General features: G+C 68.0%; 17 protein-coding genes. 13 read left to right on the top strand and 4 right to left on the bottom strand.

Going from position 1 to position 16,747, the window contains the following annotated elements:
- Positions 1-65: 65 nt before the first annotated feature.
- Genes ACXDF8_RS15030 through ACXDF8_RS15020 form a run of 3 tightly spaced genes read left to right on the top strand, consistent with a single transcriptional unit; the run spans position 66 to position 2,693 of the window.
- Complete coding sequence (locus tag ACXDF8_RS15030) at positions 66-1,364, top strand: adenylosuccinate synthase (protein ID WP_457224063.1); 1,299 nt, start codon at positions 66-68, stop codon at positions 1,362-1,364.
- Positions 1,361-1,993 carry a PaaI family thioesterase gene (locus ACXDF8_RS15025; protein ID WP_457224062.1) on the top strand — a complete coding sequence of 211 codons (633 nt, stop codon included), beginning with the start codon at positions 1,361-1,363 and terminating at the stop codon, positions 1,991-1,993. The genes ACXDF8_RS15030 and ACXDF8_RS15025 overlap by 4 nt, the downstream gene beginning before the upstream one ends.
- Positions 1,994-2,045: 52 nt before the next feature.
- Entirely contained in the window at positions 2,046-2,693 is a 648-nt protein-coding gene (locus ACXDF8_RS15020; protein WP_457224166.1) for a hypothetical protein, read from the top strand.
- A gap of 133 nt (positions 2,694-2,826) precedes the next feature.
- On the opposite strand, the gene ACXDF8_RS15015 is transcribed toward ACXDF8_RS15020, so the two are convergent.
- Positions 2,827-4,920: an MMPL family transporter gene (locus ACXDF8_RS15015; protein ID WP_457224061.1), complete on the bottom strand. Its 2,094-nt coding sequence runs from the start codon at positions 4,918-4,920 to the stop codon at positions 2,827-2,829.
- Between the two features lie 60 nt (positions 4,921-4,980).
- On the opposite strand from ACXDF8_RS15015, the gene ACXDF8_RS15010 reads away from it, so the two are divergent.
- From ACXDF8_RS15010 to ACXDF8_RS14980, 7 genes are read left to right on the top strand one after another with little or no spacing between them, the layout of a single operon-like run.
- Positions 4,981-5,463 (top strand): MarR family winged helix-turn-helix transcriptional regulator, encoded by a 483-nt coding sequence (locus ACXDF8_RS15010; RefSeq protein ID WP_457224060.1) that lies wholly within the window; start codon positions 4,981-4,983, stop codon positions 5,461-5,463.
- 9 nt (positions 5,464-5,472) lie between these two features.
- Complete coding sequence (locus tag ACXDF8_RS15005; RefSeq protein WP_457224059.1) at positions 5,473-6,594, top strand: AAA family ATPase; 1,122 nt, start codon at positions 5,473-5,475, stop codon at positions 6,592-6,594.
- Between the two features lie 21 nt (positions 6,595-6,615).
- A complete protein-coding gene (gene purT, locus ACXDF8_RS15000; protein WP_457224058.1) occupies positions 6,616-7,794 on the top strand; it encodes a formate-dependent phosphoribosylglycinamide formyltransferase in 1,179 nt (392 codons plus the stop codon).
- On the top strand, positions 7,791-8,228 hold the full coding sequence (locus ACXDF8_RS14995; protein ID WP_457224057.1) for an Rv0361 family membrane protein: 438 nt from the start codon (positions 7,791-7,793) through the stop codon (positions 8,226-8,228). The genes purT and ACXDF8_RS14995 overlap by 4 nt, the downstream gene beginning before the upstream one ends.
- 28 nt (positions 8,229-8,256) lie before the next feature.
- The gene (locus tag ACXDF8_RS14990) at positions 8,257-8,670 is read left to right on the top strand and encodes a rhodanese-like domain-containing protein (protein WP_457224056.1); all 414 of its coding nucleotides are present in this window, start codon (positions 8,257-8,259) and stop codon (positions 8,668-8,670) included.
- Positions 8,667-9,881, top strand: coding sequence for an O-succinylhomoserine sulfhydrylase (locus ACXDF8_RS14985; protein WP_457224055.1), 1,215 nt, complete (start codon positions 8,667-8,669; stop codon positions 9,879-9,881). The genes ACXDF8_RS14990 and ACXDF8_RS14985 overlap by 4 nt, the downstream gene beginning before the upstream one ends.
- Before the next feature lie 2 nt (positions 9,882-9,883).
- Positions 9,884-10,333 (top strand): hypothetical protein, encoded by a 450-nt coding sequence (locus ACXDF8_RS14980; protein WP_457224054.1) that lies wholly within the window; start codon positions 9,884-9,886, stop codon positions 10,331-10,333.
- On the opposite strand, the gene ACXDF8_RS14975 is transcribed toward ACXDF8_RS14980, so the two are convergent.
- Positions 10,330-11,190 (bottom strand): SDR family oxidoreductase, encoded by an 861-nt coding sequence (locus ACXDF8_RS14975; RefSeq protein WP_457224053.1) that lies wholly within the window; start codon positions 11,188-11,190, stop codon positions 10,330-10,332. The two genes, ACXDF8_RS14980 and ACXDF8_RS14975, sit on opposite strands and share 4 nt — an antisense overlap.
- A 141-nt stretch (positions 11,191-11,331) precedes the next feature.
- Between ACXDF8_RS14975 and ACXDF8_RS14970 the strand changes: the two genes are divergently transcribed.
- Complete coding sequence (locus ACXDF8_RS14970; protein ID WP_457224052.1) at positions 11,332-11,847, top strand: GNAT family N-acetyltransferase; 516 nt, start codon at positions 11,332-11,334, stop codon at positions 11,845-11,847.
- A 154-nt stretch (positions 11,848-12,001) separates the two neighbouring features.
- Here the strand turns inward: ACXDF8_RS14970 and ACXDF8_RS14965 are convergent, their stop codons facing one another.
- Positions 12,002-12,736, bottom strand: coding sequence for an MBL fold metallo-hydrolase (locus tag ACXDF8_RS14965; protein WP_457224051.1), 735 nt, complete (start codon positions 12,734-12,736; stop codon positions 12,002-12,004).
- Between the two features lie 95 nt (positions 12,737-12,831).
- On the opposite strand from ACXDF8_RS14965, the gene ACXDF8_RS14960 reads away from it, so the two are divergent.
- Together ACXDF8_RS14960 and fgd are read left to right on the top strand one after the other, a co-directional pair.
- Complete coding sequence (locus ACXDF8_RS14960) at positions 12,832-13,953, top strand: MBL fold metallo-hydrolase (protein ID WP_457224050.1); 1,122 nt, start codon at positions 12,832-12,834, stop codon at positions 13,951-13,953.
- 57 nt (positions 13,954-14,010) lie between these two features.
- Entirely contained in the window at positions 14,011-15,021 is a 1,011-nt protein-coding gene (gene fgd, locus ACXDF8_RS14955) for a glucose-6-phosphate dehydrogenase (coenzyme-F420) (RefSeq protein ID WP_457224049.1), read from the top strand.
- Here fgd and ACXDF8_RS14950 read toward each other — a convergent pair.
- Positions 15,018-16,745: a glycosyltransferase family protein gene (locus ACXDF8_RS14950; RefSeq protein WP_457224048.1), complete on the bottom strand. Its 1,728-nt coding sequence runs from the start codon at positions 16,743-16,745 to the stop codon at positions 15,018-15,020. The two genes, fgd and ACXDF8_RS14950, sit on opposite strands and share 4 nt — an antisense overlap.
- Between the last annotated feature and the right edge of the window lie 2 nt (positions 16,746-16,747).

Here is a 16,747-nt window from a genome sequence, read left to right as displayed (position 1 = left end):
GGCTCCGATAGGGTGGGTCACCGGCTGGACCGTGTTTTTATGCAGATCAGGCGGGAGATTACGCCATGCCGGCAATCGTCCTCATCGGCGCCCAATGGGGTGACGAGGGCAAAGGTAAAGCCACCGATCTACTCGGTGGGCGTGTGCAGTGGGTGGTGCGCTACCAGGGCGGCAACAATGCCGGCCACACGGTGGTCCTGCCCAACGGCGAGAACTTCGCGTTGCACCTGATCCCGTCGGGGATCCTCACCCCCGGGGTCACCAACGTGATCGGCAACGGCGTGGTCGTCGACCCCGGAGTTCTGCTCACCGAGCTCTCCGGCCTCGAAGACCGTGGCATCGACACCTCAGGGCTCCTGATCTCGGCCGACGCTCACCTGTTGATGCCGTATCACGTGGCGATCGACAAGGTCACCGAGCGCTACATGGGCAGCAAGAAGATCGGCACCACCGGCCGCGGTATCGGCCCGTGCTACCAGGACAAGATCGCTCGGATGGGCATCCGCGTCGCCGACGTCCTGGATCGCGACCTGTTGGCCGCCAAGATCGGTGCCTCGCTGGAGTTCAAGAACCAGGTGCTGGTCAAGATCTACAACCGCAAGGCGCTCGACGCCGACGAGGTGCTCGAAACCCTGCTCGAGCAGGCCGAGGGGTTCAAGCACCGCATCGCCGACACCCGGCTGCTGCTCAACTCGGCGCTGGAGTCCGGTGAGACGGTGCTACTGGAGGGCTCTCAGGGCACGCTGCTCGACGTCGACCATGGCACCTATCCGTACGTGACATCGTCGAACCCCACCGCGGGTGGCGCGGCCGTCGGCTCCGGCATCGGCCCCACCCGCATCACCACTGTGCTCGGGATCCTCAAGGCCTACACCACCCGAGTGGGATCCGGACCGTTCCCCACCGAGCTGTTCGACGAGTACGGCGCCTACCTGTCGAAGACGGGTGGCGAGGTCGGGGTCACCACGGGGCGGGCCCGGCGATGCGGCTGGTTCGACGCGGTGATCGCCCGGTATGCCACCCGGGTCAACGGCATCACCGACTACTTCCTGACCAAGCTCGACGTGCTGTCCAGCCTGGAGACCGTTCCGGTCTGCGTCGGCTACACGGTTGACGGCAAGCGCACCAGCGAGATGCCGATGACCCAGAGCGACATCGCCCGCGCCGAGCCGATCTACGAAGAGCTGCCCGGCTGGTGGGAGGACATCTCGGCGGCCCGCGAGTTCTCCGATTTGCCCGCCAAGGCCCGTGACTATGTGCTGCGTCTGGAAGAGCTTGCCGGCGCTCATGTTTCGTGTATCGGGGTCGGCCCGGGGCGGGAGCAGACGATCGTGCGCCGCGACATCCTGGCGCCTCGCGGATGACCGACGAGCGCGGTCTGGACCCCGACTACGACAAGCACGGCGGTTTCCCGAAGTTCGAGCCCGCGCGCCCGGGACCGGGATTCGGCCGATTCATCGCCGCCATGCGCCGCGCGCAGGACCTCGCCGTCAGCGCCGATCCGGATTCCGACACCTGGAGCGCCGCCGCCGACCGTGCCGAGGAGTTGGTGGATCTGCTGAGCCCGTTCGAAGCCGCCGAGGGCGTCGGTCCGGCCAGCCGGGTGCCCAGCCTGCCCGGCGCCGGCAGCCTGTTGATGCCGCCGTATCGGGTGGGCAAGTTCGATGCCGACGGGGTCGAGCTGCGCGTGCGGTTCAGCCGCTTCCACGTGGGCGGCAACTATGCGGTGCACGGTGGGGTGCTGCCGCTGCTGTTCGACTCGGTGTTCGGCATGGTCATCCACGCCACCGGTCGCCCGATCAGCCGCACCGCCTACCTGCACGTCGACTATCGCAACGTCACCCCGATCGACACCGATCTGACCGCCCGCGGCTGGCTGCGCGAGGCGCAGGGGCGCAAGGCGTTCGTCAACGCCGAACTCACCGACCCCGACGGCACGCTCTGCGCGGAGGCGCACGGACTGATGGTGCGACTGCTGCCCGGCCAGCCCTGAGATCTGTCACCATGGCGGCGTGCCAGAACGACGCTCGCCCACACTGAAAAGCCTGACCACCCCGCGAGCCGCCGCAGCCGCCGGGGTCGTGTTCGCAGTGTTGTTCGGCGCCAATCTGATCCTGATCCGCTCCTCGCTGCCCGAGGGGGCGCAGCCCGGTTCGCAGTGGCTGGATGCCGCGAGCGGCAAGATGCGGATCGCCGCCGTGCTGATGCCGTTCGCCGGTATCGCGTTCCTGTGGTTCATCGGCGTGGTGCGCGACGGGTTCGGCCGGTTCGAGGACAAGTTCTTTTCCACCGTATTCCTGGGCAGTGGGCTGCTGTTCCTGGCGATGATGTTCGTAACGAGCTCGATCGGTGCGGGCCTGTCGGGCAGCAACAGCGCCGTGGGTTCCGACGCCCTCGGCCACAGCGAGGTGGCGGTCTTCGGACAGATGGTGGTGCTCGCGCTGTCGAAGACCTACGCGCTGCGGATGGCCGCGGTGTTCATGATCTCGCTGGCCACCATCTGGCTGCGCACTGAGCTGATGCCGCGCTGGCTGGTGATCGTCAGCTACGTGCTGGCCGTGGCGCTGATGATCGCCAGCGACATCAGCATGTGGCTGACCCTGGCTTTCCCGTTCTGGGTGCTGGTCGTCAGCAGCCTGCTGCTGGCCCGCGCCGGCGTCTTCGAAGGTCATCGCGACCAGTTCAAGGACTGACCCTCACGAGGTCACCGGCTGACCGGCACGGACTTCAGGCCCGTCCAATGCCGGCAGCGGGGGAGCGTCACGTCACGACACGACACGACACGACACGACACGACACGACACGACGTTACGCGCCCCCGGTGGGTCAGGCGTTCTGCTCGATCTCGTCGCGCCGGAACGCCGGCCACCAGATCCGCGGGCCGATCAGGGTAAACAACGCGGGGATGACGACCGTACGCACCACGAAGGTGTCCAACAGGATGCCCAGGCCCACGATGATGCCGAGCTGGGTCAGCACGATCAGTGGCAGCACACCGAGCACGGTGAACACCGCCGCCAGCACGATGCCGGCGCTGGTGATGACGGCCCCGGTGGCCGATACCGCGCGCACGATACCGCCGCGGGTTCCGTGCTGCGGTGTCTCCTCACGGGCGCGGGTGACCAGGAAGATTGTGTAGTCCACACCGAGGGCGACCAGGAACAGGAACGCGAACAGCGGCGTGGTGCTGTCGAGTGCCGGGAAGCCGAGCAGATGGACACTGACCCACCCGCCCATGCCGAGCGCGGCCATGGTGGACAGTACCGTCGCCGCCACCAGGACCAGTGGTGCCAGCGCGGCCCGCAGCAGCACATAGAGGACCGCGAGAACCACCACCAGGATGGCGGGGATGACCACCCACCGGTCGTGGATCGCGGCGTCCTTGGCGTCCAGAGCCTGGGCGTCGGCACCACCGACCATTGCCGACGGATCGACCTTCTTCACCGAATCGCGCAGTGCGGCAACGGTACCGAACGCGGACTGGGATGCGGGCGCGGCGTCGCCGACGACTTGCCATTGGCTCAGGCCGGTGCCGGTCTGACCGGCCGGGGTCACCGAGACGACGCCGGGGGTGTCCTGCATGGCCCGGGTGAGTGCATCGGCCTTCGCGGAGCTGCCGATCACCCGGGTCGGGTCCGTTGTTCCGCCGGGGAAGTGTGCGGATAGGGTCCGATACCCGGTGACCGAGTCGGCGCTGACCCGGAACTGGTCGATCTGGTTGAGCCCCACCGGGGTTACGAGCAGACCGGTGGTCAGCAGGGCCAGCGCCGCGATGGAGGTGACCGCGACCCGCCCAGCGTGGCGCGACACCCAGTCGGCCACCCGATGCCAGGCGCCGGTGGTGGTGATCTCCTCCCCGCCGGGCTGGGGGATGAAGGGCCAGAACAACTTCGGCCCGAACAGCGCCAGCAGCGGCGGCAGTACCAGCAGCACGAAGACCGCCGCGACTACCAGCCCCGAAGCAGCCTGCACACCCAGGCTGCGGGTACTCGGTGAGGAGGCGAACAACAGGGTGAGCAACGCCAGCACGACGGTGGCGTTACTGGCCACGATCGCCGGCCCGGCGAAACGCACCGCGGTCTGCAGGGCCGCACGATGCCCGCCGGCGCGGCGCAATTCCTCGCGGTAACGCGAAATCAACAGCAGCGCGTAGTTGGTGCCGGCGCCGAACACGAGCACGCTGGTGATGCCCGACGTCGAGCCGTCGGCGGTCATTCCGGTGGCCTGCGCGATGGCCGACCCCACGACGGCGGCGAGCCGGTCGGCGAAGGCGATGACCAGCAGCGGCACCAGCCACAGCACCGGCGAGCGGTAGGTGACGATGAGCAACAGGGCGACGACGGCCCCGGTGACCGCCAGCAGGGTGACGTTGGCTCCGGAGAACGCGTTGGCGATATCGGCGCCGAATGCTGGGCCGCCGGTGACGTTGACCGCCAGCTCGGCGGGAAGGCCGGTCTTAGCCGCCTCGCGCAGCGACTTCACCATGTCGTTGAGCGCGAAGCCGGACAGTGTGGAGTCGACCGGGACAGGCGTCAGCGCGGCCTTGCGGTCGGTTGAGGCGACGACGGGTATCGGGGGTCCCGGGGTCCCGGTGACGGCCAGCATCCGGGCCCGGGCCTCCTCGGCGGCCGCCAAGTCGGTCGAGGTCATTGCGCCGCCGTCGGTGCGGCTGACGACCAGGATCACCGGTGCCTGCTTGCCGCCGGGAAATTGCTTGAGCGTGTCGGCGACGCGGGCCGACTCGGCGCCGGGGGGCAGCGACACCGGAGACTGGTCGGCCGCGTCGTTCTGCCCGACCAGTCCGATCAGGCCACCGCCGATCATCGCGATGACCAGCGCCAATACCCAGGACAGGCGGCCGCTGACGAGTGCGCCGATGCGCTCCCACGCGGATCGGCGGAGTGGTGCCCCACGGTGCATGGCACCCAGAATAGCTTCAGATTCTGAACAGTTCATCTAATTAACAGATATGGTGGTGGCATGAACCAACCGGCTCGCGCCGCCCTGGAGTCAGCCGTTGTGGCCGACGTCCAGTCGCTGTCGGCCGAAGCCGACCAGATTGGACGGGTGTTCGCCGGAACCCATGACCTGTCGGCCAACGACTTCCGGGCGTTGGTGCACGTCATGGTCGCCGACAACGCCGGTGTACCGCTGACCGCGGGCGAATTGCGCGACCGGATGGGAGTCTCCGGGGCGGCGATCACCTATCTCGTCGAGCGGATGATCGCCTCGGGCCATCTGCGCCGGGAGTCCGATCCAGCCGATCGTCGCAAGGTGATCCTGCGTTATGCCGACCACGGCATGGAGGTGGGCCGGGCGTTCTTCACCCCGCTGGCCACCCACACCCATCGGGCCCTGGCTGAGCTGCCCGATTCCGACCTCGACGCCGCGCACCGGGTATTCACCGCCGTGCTGGCCGCGATGGCGGGCTTCCGCGCCGACTTGTCGGTACCCCCTGGTTAAGGTGGCGCCGTGCTCGACACCGTCGCCGTGGAGAACTATCGATCGCTGCGTCGACTGGTCGTGCCGCTACACCGATGCAACGTCGTGACCGGCGCCAACGGTGCGGGCAAGTCCAGCCTGTACCGCGCGCTGCGACTGCTGGCCGACTCGGCGCGCAACGGCGCGGTCAACGCCCTGGCCCGCGAGGGCGGCTTGAATTCGACGATGTGGGCCGGATCGGGGCAGAAGGGCCCGGCGAGCCTCAAACTCGGCTTCGCCGGTGAGGACTTCGGCTACGCCGTGGACTTCGGTGTCCCTGTCCCGGGGAAGACCGCCTTCAACCTGGATCCCGAGATCAAGTCCGAGGCGGTGTGGGCCGGACCTGTGCTGCGGCCCGCGGCGCTGCTCGCCGAGCGATCGGGGCCGGTGGTGCGCATCCGCGACGACGACGGCCCGGGCGGCTGGGGTACCGCGTCTACCGCGCTGCGTCCCTTCGACAGCATGCTGAGCGAGCTCGCCGACCCGCAGTCCGCCCCGGAACTGCTGACGCTGCGCGAACGGGTGCGGTCTTGGCGGTTCTACGACCACGTCCGCACCGACGCTGCCGCGCCCGCGCGCCGGCCGCAGATCGGCACCCGGACGCCCGCGTTGAGCCACGATGGCTCTGACCTGGCGGCCGCCCTGCAAACCATCATCGAGATCGGCGACGCCGCCGCCCTGGCCGAGACGGTCGACGATGCCTTCCCCGGCAGCCGGGTCGAGATCCGCAGCAACGACGTCCGGTTCGAGGTGACGCTGCGCCAGCCGGGAATGCAGCGGGCGCTGACCGCGGCCGAACTGTCCGACGGCACCCTGCGCTACCTGCTGTGGGTGGCCGCGTTGCTCAGTCCCCGGCCAGCCGAGCTGACGGTACTCAACGAGCCGGAGGCCAGCCTGCATCCCGACCTGCTGCCTGCGCTCGCCGGCCTGATCGCACGCTGCTCTCAACGGTCCCAGGTCGTCGTCGTCAGCCATGCCGTGGCGCTGGTCGATGCGCTGCAGACCCAGGGCGACGTCAACACCATCGAGCTGACGAAATCGACCGGCGAGACCGCCATCGTCGGCCAGGGCCTGCTCGACCAGCCGCCCTGGCACTGGCCGGCACGGGGCTGAGCCCACCTATCCTTGGGCATCATGCGTGTGATGCTGGTGGGATCCGGTGAGCTGAGCCGCGAATTGGTGCTGGCCTTCCAGCGGCTTGGGGCCGAGGTGACCGCCGTCGACCGCTACGCCGACGCCCCCGCCCACGACGTCGCCGACGAGGCCTTGGTCGTGAAGATGACCGACCCCGAGGAGCTGGCCGCCGCCATCGCCAAGGTGGAGCCCGCCTACGTCGTGGTCGACACCAACGCCGTGGCCATCGACGCGCTGCGCGCGGCCGCCGAGAGCGGCTCCACTCAGGTGGTGCCGGCCGTCCACGCCACCCAGCTCAGTCTCGACCGCGAAGGCATGCGCCGCCTGGCCGCCGACGAACTCGGCCTGCCGACCGCGCCGTTCTGGTTCGCCGGCTCGGTGGAGGAACTGACCGCCGTCGCCGAGCACGCCGGCTTTCCTTTGGTGGTGAAGCCGGTGATCGGCGTACCCGGGCAGGGCCAGTCGGTGTTGCTGCGGCCCGACGATGTCGAACCGGCCTGGCAGCGCGCCGTCGCCGCCGGTGGGCGGGTTCCGCACAACCGGGTGCTGGCCGAGACGGTGGTAGAGATCGACTACGCGGTGACGCTGCTGACCGTGCGCACCGACGGGCCCAACGGACCGGCGCTGCACTTCTGCGAGCCGATCGGGCACCGTCAGATCGACGGCGGTGTGCTGGAGGTCTGGCAGCCCCAGCAGATGACCGTCGCTGCGCTGGGCGCCGCCAAGTCGGTGGCCGCCCGGATCGTGCGCGCCCTGGGTGGGCACGGCGTCTTCGGGGTGGAACTGCTGGTCCGCGGCGACGAGGTGTACTTCTCCGACGTCAGCCTGCGCCCCTACGACAGCGGGCTGGTCACACTGCGCACCCAGCGGCTCTCGCAGTTCGAACTGCACGCCCGAGCGGTGCTGGGCCTGCCGGTGGACACCATCATGATCTCGCCCGGTGCCGCCGAGGTGACCTACAGCGGCGCCGACGAGACCAGCGCCAGCCCCGACGCCGAACCGGCCGTACTGGCCGAGGCGCTGGCCGTCCCGGAGAGCGACGTCCGGCTGTTCGGCCGCCACGAGGGGGCGTCGCGGCTGCGGCTGGGCCTGGCGCTGGCTACCGGGCCCGACGTCACCACCGCCCGCGACCGGGTCCGGCAGGTGTCGGCCGCGTTGCGCAGGCTGTGGCAGCCGTGACCGAGCCGGGAGGCGACGGCGCCAGCCCGATGCCGATTCTGATCGCGCTGAGTGTGGCCGTGCTGGTGCTCGCCGCCGTCGGGATCTCGTGGCTGTTCCGAGATGACGGGATGAGCGAGGAACTGAAGGTCAGCCGCGCCGCGGTCGGCCAGAACGACGCCCTGCAACGGGCCAACTACGCCGACTTTCGGACCTACACCTGCGCCGCGCAGCAGGGCAGTGAAGCCGACGTCCTTGCCCGCCAACAGAAGTCGAAGATCGCCCAGGGTGCGCGGTTCGTCGACGACGTCACCGGGGTGCGCATCGACGGCGACCGGGCCACCGGCACCGTCGTCTACCACTTCGAGCACACCCCGGACAGCAAGATCGCCACGCCCACGACGTTCGTCCGGGAGGGCGGAAACTGGACCGTCTGCTCGCCGGGGCCGGTCTAGCTCAGGGCGGTATGGAAGACTCACGCGCGTGAGCTATGCAGGAGACATCACCCCCGAGGAGAGCTGGAAGCTGCTCAGCGAAAACCCCGACGCGGTGCTGGTGGACTGCCGCACCGAGACCGAATGGCGCTGGGTCGGTGTACCGGATCTGTCCGCCCTCGGTCGCAACGTGGTGTTCGTGGAGTGGAACCGCAGCAACGGTCAGCACAACGACGCCTTCATCGACGAATTGGTCGCCGCCGGTGTGACTCCCGGTGAGCGTCCGGTGGTCTTTCTCTGTCGCTCCGGCAATCGGTCCATCCCGGCTGCCGAGACGGCCACCGCCGCGGGAATCGCACCCTCCTACAACATGCTCGACGGCTTCGAGGGCCAGCTCGACCAGAACGGTCACCGCGGCGTCAACGGCTGGCGCGCACTGGGTCTGCCCTGGAAGCAGTCGTGACCGACGGCGACGTGCCGTCGGTGCGGATCCCGGCGCCGCTGCCGGAGGGCGTCGGCCAGGCCACCATCGGGGTGCGCGGCGGGTTGCTGCGCTCCGGGTTCGAGGAGACCGCCGAGGGGCTGTTCTTGACGTCCGGGTACGTCTACTCCTCGGCGTCGGAGGCCGAAAAAGCGTTCACCGGAGAGATCGACCGCTATGTGTACTCCCGCTATGGCAATCCGACGATCTCGATGTTCGAGGAGCGGCTGCGGCTGATCGAGGGCGCGCCCGCGGCGTTCGCCACGGCGTCGGGCATGTCGGCGGTGTTCACCGCGCTGGGCGCGCTGCTCGGTGCCGGCGACCGGTTGGTGGCCGCCCGCAGCCTGTTCGGCTCGTGCTTCGTGGTGTGCAACGAGATCCTGCCGCGCTGGGGTGTGGAGACCGTGTTCGTCGACGGCGACGACCTCGCACAGTGGGAAGAAGCGTTGAGCAAGCCCACCCAGGCGGTGTTCTTCGAAACCCCGTCGAACCCGATGCAGTCGCTGGTCGACATCGCCGCCGTCTCCGAGATGGCCCACGCTGCGGGTGCAAAAGTGGTGCTGGACAACGTCTTTGCCACCCCGCTGCTGCAGCAGGGCATTCCGCTCGGGGTGGACGTGGTGGTGTACTCCGGTACCAAGCACATCGACGGCCAGGGCCGGGTGCTCGGCGGGGCGATCCTGGGCGACAAGGAGTACATCGACGGGCCGGTGCAGAAGCTCATGCGCCACACCGGACCGGCGCTGAGCGCGTTCAACGCCTGGGTGCTGCTCAAGGGGCTGGAGACGCTGTCGGTGCGGGTGAACTACAGCAACTCCTCGGCGCAGCGCGTCGCGGAGTTCCTCGAAGGCCATCCCGCCGTGCGTTGGGTGCGTTATCCGTATCTGGCGTCGCATCCGCAGTACGACCTGGCCAAGCGGCAGATGTCCGGCGGCGGCACCGTCGTCACCTTCGAACTCGACGGTGGTAAAGACCGCGCCTTCGAGGTGCTGGACAAGCTGCAGGTGATCGACATCTCGAACAACCTCGGCGACGCCAAATCGCTGATCACCCACCCGGCCACCACCACCCACCGTGCGATGGGCCCCGAGGGCCGCGCCTCGATCGGGCTGGGTGACGGGGTGGTGCGGATCTCGATCGGCCTGGAGGGCACCGAGGATCTGCTCGCGGACCTCGATCGCGCGCTGGGGTAGCGGTGTCGCGCAGCTCGGACGCCAAGAAGGCTCGCCGCAAGAAGCGCCAGTCCACGCGTGACGCGCGCTGGATTCCCGAGCAGGTGATGGAGACTCTGGTCGGCGACGACTTCGACGACGAACTGGGTCAGGCGGTCGAGACGTTCGACCAGTGGTTGATCTCCCGCGGCTGGACGTTCGACACCGACTTCTCGACCGAAACTCTGCTCAGCTGGTTCTACCAGCCGTCGGCCGCCGAGTTCTCCGACGAGCGCCACGAGACGGTGACCCGGGCGTGGATCAGCTTCACCGGGGATGGGGACGACTTCCCCGAACGGGTATCCGCGGTGCTCGTCGGAACGGCCGGGGCGGAGCACGGGGCGGTGTACGTCGTCGCGCCGGAAGTCCTGCTAGCCCACATCGAGGAGGTCGAGGCCTACCGGCACGGCGACGCCGTGCCGGTGCTCGCTTAGCTGTCCGGGGTTTCCAGCACGCCGGTGGCGGCCTGGGCGCGCTGCTCGTAGGCGGCCCGGGCCGTGGTGTCGACATCGAGGAACACCCGGTCGGTGCCCATCTTCTTCGACAGCCAGCGCCGCCCGCGCGGCGGCAGGAACGCGGTCGCCGCGGCGACGAAACGCAGCGGATATGGCACGGACACCGCGGTTTTGGGCTGGTCCAGCGTCTTCACGACGGCCGCGGCGATGTCCTCGGGCTGCACCGGCTTGTTGGCGCCGGTGGCATTGGTACCCGCGATCAGCTCGGTGTTGGTGAACGTCGGCATGACGCAGCTGACGTCGACGCCCTGCGGTGCGAACTCGTCGGACAGGGCGGTGGTCAGACCCACCACGGCAAACTTGGTTCCCGCATAGAGTGCCTGGCCGGGGATGGCCAGCATGCCGGCCAGCGAGGCGATGTTGACGATGTGGCCGCTACGTCGTTTGACCATCTCGGGCAGCACCAGCCGACACCCGGTGAGCACGCCGTAGAAGTTGACCTCGACCGCGCTGCGGACCGCTTGCTCGGGGTGGTCCAGGAACGGGCCGACGGGCATGACACCGGCGTTATTGATCAGTACGTCGATGTGCCCGCCGCCGTCGGCGCGTGCCTTGTCCAGGAAGGTGGCGAACGATTCGGCGTCGGTGACGTCGAGCGGGTAACCGGACACCGGCCCGAGCTTGCTGAGCTGGGCGACCGCGGATTCCTCGAGAGCCACGTCACGATCGCCGATCACCACGCGGGCACCGCGTTGCAGCAGCGCCTTGGCGGTGGCGTAGCCGATACCTCGGGCCGCGCCGGTGATAGCGATGGTCTTGCCGCGAATGTTGTCCATGAGATGGAACTTTACAGGCGTCAATTTGCCGGCGGAAAGGGTGACGTGGCGACGGCCTTTTCGCTGGCTGCGGGCATATCCATTGTGCGTTGACGGTGGTCGGGGCAGGCGTGCGACCGCCGTGCGGGCACACTCGAAGCCGTGACTGCACGCTCGGTGAACGACTTGCGTTTTGTCCACGTCCGCCAGGATGACCCGTTGGCGCAACCCCTGCTGGCCGAGCTGGCCGTCGAGTACGCGACTCGGTACGACGGCACCGAAGCGGGCGTCATGCGGTGGCTGCTCGGCTTCCCGGCCAAGGAGTTCGGGCCGCCCGGCGGCGCCATGCTGATCGGGTTGCTCGACGATGTACCGGTCACCGGCGGTGCCTTCCGCCGCTTCGATGCCGAGACCGCCGAACTCAAGCGGATCTGGACCGACAGCGGGCACCGGCGCAAGGGCCACGGCAAGGCGCTGCTGACCGTGCTGGAGGCCGAGATCGCCGACCGGGGGTACCGCCGGATCTATCTGACGACGGGTGATCGCCAGCCCGAAGCCGAGGCGCTCTACGGCAGCGCCGGCTACCGCCGCCTCGCCGAACCGCTCGCCGCCGAGGGTGAGGTCTATCCGGTCGCCTTCCTCAAGGAGCTGACAGCGGGCCCAGCTGGCCGAATTTGAAATCAGCGTGAGCACAAACTCCGATTGCGGAATGCCTTCTGCCGCTGCGCGTTAGACAGTGGTGTGATGGCGGAAAGCGCTCTGCGCCTCGGTGTGGCACCTCACCCCGAGGGGCGGCGCTCCGGGAGAACCTGGTGCCGGCGCCGGGCGCGGCTCAGCGCGCCGACGCCTGACGGGTTGCCTCGCGGATGGGGCCGTACCAGACATCGCCGTGGCCGGGGATCAGCACCTCTGTCTCGAGCATCGCCAGTGCGGCCAGGCTGCGGGCGCACGCCTGCTCGTCGTGGTTGAACACTCGGTGCAGCAGTTGCGGCCCGGGTCTCGTGGCCAGCGGGTGGCCCGTGACCAGTGCGTCACCGCTGACCAGGATGCCGTCGACGATGTAGGAGCAGTGCCCGCCGGTGTGGCCCGGCGTCGGAACCGCGAGCGGGCGTCCGGGAAGGGTCTCGGCGACGTCTTCGGTCAGTGCGCCGGCGGAGGAGATGCCCTCATGCGACAGCGCGCCCTTGCGCACGATGTCCAGCGACCACTTCACCCAACGCGGCTGCCAGGCGTGCAACGCCAGGTCTCTGGGGGAGGCCTGTTGGAGGTATTCCCGTTTGGCGTGGCCGACCTCGGTGGCGTGACAGTAGACCGGTGTGGCATGGGTCTTGGCGAACCAGATTGCCGAGCCGAGATGGTCGACGTGGGCGTGGGTGAGCAGAATGGCGCGCACATCGGACGGGCCGAATCCCAGTTCGCGCAGCGAGGCCAGAACCTCATCACGGTCTCCGGGGAAGCCGGCGTCGATCAGCATGACGCCGTCGTCGTCGGTGACCAGTGTCCAATTGACCAGCGGAGTGTGCGCCATGTGGACGCGGTCGGTAACAGCGGTGAGGACCGGTGCCATGCTGGCGAGTCTAGGGGCGAACCCGACTGACCAGATTCACCAAACGTCCGCATGCGCAGCACGAAAATTCGCTGCGGCCGCAGTACGCTCTCGGCGTGACTGAGCGCTGCGACCATGACAACACACGTCGACTGAACGCGATTTCCCGAAGATCGGCACTGGTGGCTGGTTCAGCGGTTCTCGGATCGGCGGTGCTGACCGGTTCGGCCAACCCGGCCAGGGTGGCTCCGCAGGCCCCGGCGGGCACAGGGCTACCTTTGCCCGACAACGCCCTCATCACCTTGGGCGTCGCGGCGGGACCCCCGCCGTCGGCCAACAGCTACGGCATCTCGACGGCGCTGAAGCTCGGCAGTGCGCTTTATGTGATCGATTGCGGCCTCGGCTCGCTGAACGCGTTCACCAACGCCGGCTTGAGCTTCGACGATCTCAACGCCATGTTCATCACGCACCTGCACACCGACCACATCGTCGACTACTACAGCTTCTTCCTCTCCGGCGGTTACAAGGCGCCGCACGGCAAGGCTCCCGTCCGGGTCTACGGTCCCGGCCCCGCCGGTGGCCTGCCACCCAGCGAGCTCGGCGACCCTCACCCGCCCACGGTCAACCCGGCTGACCCGACTCCCGGCCTCGCCGCCACCACCGAGGCACTGCACAAGGCGTTCGCCTACACCAGCAATATCTTCATCAGGGACGTCGGGATCGACGACATCCAGAACCTGGTGCGGGTGCACGAAATCGCCGTTCCCCCAGGGTCGAACTATCGCGACCGATCACCGCGGACCGCACCCTTTCCGGTAATGGAGGACGACAACATGGTCGTCACCGCCACGCTGGTGTCGCACTACGACGTCTACCCCGCGTTCGCCTTCCGCTTCGATCTGAAGAACCCCGCCGTGTCGATCACCTTCTCGGGAGACACCACCAAGTCGGACAACCTCATCCGGCTCGCTCAGGGCACCGACATCCTCGTACACGAGGCGATGATCACCCTCGACGATTCTTACTACGGCAACAGCTTCCCCCCCACCTACCTGCAGAACTCACACACCTCGGCCGAGCAGGTCGGTGAGGTGGCGGCCGCGGTGAACCCCAAGCAGCTGATCCTGAGCCACTACTACCCGGTCGATCTGCCCGACTCGCAGTGGCTCGACGCCGTCGGGAAGAACTTCGGTGGCAACACCACGGTGGCCAAGGACGGCCAGGTATTCGCGCTCTGAGCTCCGCCATGAGACCTCGGCTGCCGTGCCCGGGTCGACTGGAGTAGAAACGACAGTGTGGCTGAACTGAAACTGGGATATAAGGCGTCGGCGGAGCAGTTCGCGCCTCGTGAGTTGGTCGAGCTGGCGGTGCTGGCCGAGGCGCACGGCATGGACAGTGCCACGGTCAGTGACCACTTCCAGCCCTGGCGGCACGAAGGCGGGCACGCGCCCTTCTCGCTGGCGTGGATGACGGCGGTCGGTGAACGCACCAAGCGACTGGTGCTCGGCACCTCGGTGCTGACGCCGACGTTCCGCTACAACCCGGCGGTGATCGCGCAGGCGTTCGCCACCATGGGCTGCCTGTATCCCGACCGGATCTTCCTCGGCGTCGGAACCGGTGAGTCGCTCAACGAGATCGCCACCGGATATGTCGGCGAGTGGCCGGAGTTCAAAGAACGGTATGCGCGGCTGCGCGAATCCGTGCGGTTGATGCGCGAACTGTGGCTCGGCGACCGGGTCGATTTCGAGGGCGAGTACTACCACACCAAGGGGGCGTCGATCTACGACGTGCCCGAGGGCGGTATTCCGATCTACATCGCCGCGGGTGGTCCGCAGGTGGCCAAGTACGCCGGACGTGCGGGCGACGGATTCATCTGCACCTCCGGCAAGGGTGAAGAGCTGTACAAGGACAAGCTCATTCCCGCGATGAGAGAGGGCGCCGAGGCGGCGGGTAAGAACCCGGACGAGATCGACCGGATGATCGAGATCAAGATCTCCTATGACACCGATCCCGAACTGGCGCTGGAGAATACGCGGTTCTGGGCGCCGCTGTCGCTGACTGCCGAGCAGAAGACGAACATCCACGATCCGCTCGAGATGGAGAAGGCCGCCGACGAGCTGCCGATCGAGCAGGTCGCCAAGCGGTGGATCGTGTCGTCGGATCCCGACGAAGCGGTCGAGAAGGTCGGTGAGTACGTCAAGTACGGGCTCAACCACCTCGTCTTCCACGCGCCTGGGCACGACCAGCGGCGGTTCCTGGAGTTGTTCGAGAAGGACCTCGCGCCGCGGCTGCGCAAGCTGGGCTAGGGGGAGCTCTGCGGAGACCTGCCCGTCCAGGTCTGCCGGGGCTCGGTGATCCGATAGAGCCGAAACTTCTCCTCGCCTTCGGCGCCGTACACCGTGAGCACCAAGTCGCCGAGTCCCGCGCCGTTGTACCACATCGACGGGTATCGGGCGGTGATCGCGTCGCGGCTTGCGGTCTTAGGGTTGCTGAGCAGCATGTACTTGACACCCGACCGCCACGGCCGGTTCAGCGCCGCCTTGAAGTCGTAGTCGCTGGTGATGATGAACTGCTCGGGATGCTTCGAGCTCAGCCAGACGCCCCAGGTGTAGAAGGTGTCCATCAGAACCGAGCCGTCGGGCAGGTTCAAGCTGTCGAGATAACCGGCCAGCTCCCGGTCGTTGGCCAAGAGCCGTCGGTACCACTGTTCCTGCGCCGGGAACCGCTCCGGGTGGAGTAGCGAATTGAAGCCGAACTGCAGCTGTTGATTTCCGATCCGGGGGTTCAGTGCGGCGACTGTCGTGACCGGGAACCCGACGAGCACGGACAGGGTGAGAAACACCGCTCCCAGTTTTGCGGCACGATTGTCGGTCTGCCAGGGCCGACGCATCGGGTGCCGGGGTTTCCAGCACGACAACGCGATACACACCACCATCGGGATCGCCAGGATGTAGTACCGGAACCAGCCGAAGGTGGTGCCGGTGTATTCGCCCCATGCCGCAAAGGCGAGGATCGGCCCGAACGCGATCAGCGGCACCAGCGGTGCCGGCCGACGGCTCGTCACCGCGTAGAGCAGTGCACCGGCGGCCGCTACTCCGGCGAGGGGTTGCATGCCCAGCAGGCGGGTCGAGATCACGGTCCACTCGGCGAGTGGGTCGCGGCTGGCCAGAGAGCTACCTGTTGTCGCGACGGCCACTTGGCTGTCGTTGCCGTAACGCGAAGTCAAGGTCGCGAAGAGTTCCTGGTTGACCACCCATCCGGCGGCGGCCCAGACGATGGCGGCCGTGGTGATGGGAAACAGCACGATTGCGACATTCGCTGCGACATTGGCGATCCGGGCCGTCGGTATGGCCCGGCGGAACACCATCACCGCGACGAACACCGCCACCCCGCACGCGGCGGGGACGGCTTCATAGCGCGCCAGGTAGCCGACGCCGAGTGCGACACCGGCCAGCGCCAGGTCCGCGACAACACGCTGTTCGACCCAGCGCATCAGGTGGCGCACGCACCACACCATGCTGAAGATCTCGGCAGCCTCGCTCATCCCGGATGCGCCGTAGACGACGATCATCGGCTGCAACGCGAAGGCGGCGACGGCGATCCGGCGCCAGCCGGACCCGACACCGCGGTCGAGAGCGATGCGGCGCACCATCACCGCTGCACCGGCCATGAACAACGCGCTCTGCACCACACCGGCGACACCGTGGCTGCGCAGTTCCGGCCACCAGTGGGCAAACCGCAGGATGGGGATTTCGACGAGGCTCGGCAACGGATTCCACACGAAGCCAACCGCGGACAGGTGCGGATCCCGGCTCGCCGTGACGTAATCGGCGTTGGCCACCCGGCTCGTCGAGTCCGGGTCGAACAGGTTGTACCGCATGACCAAGAGGTAGCCGACGGCGAAGTACAGCACGGCCAGCACCGCGAAGAGCGCCACGCCGCGTGCCCGGCCGGGAGGAAGACGGTCGAGCGGGTCGGGCACTTCGTCGCGCACCGCGGCCGGTGGGCGGCCCATGGTCAGTACGGTCACCG

This window comes from Mycolicibacterium sp. CBM1 (assembly GCF_054073305.1).
This window is presented reverse-complemented; position numbering and strand designations above follow the sequence as displayed.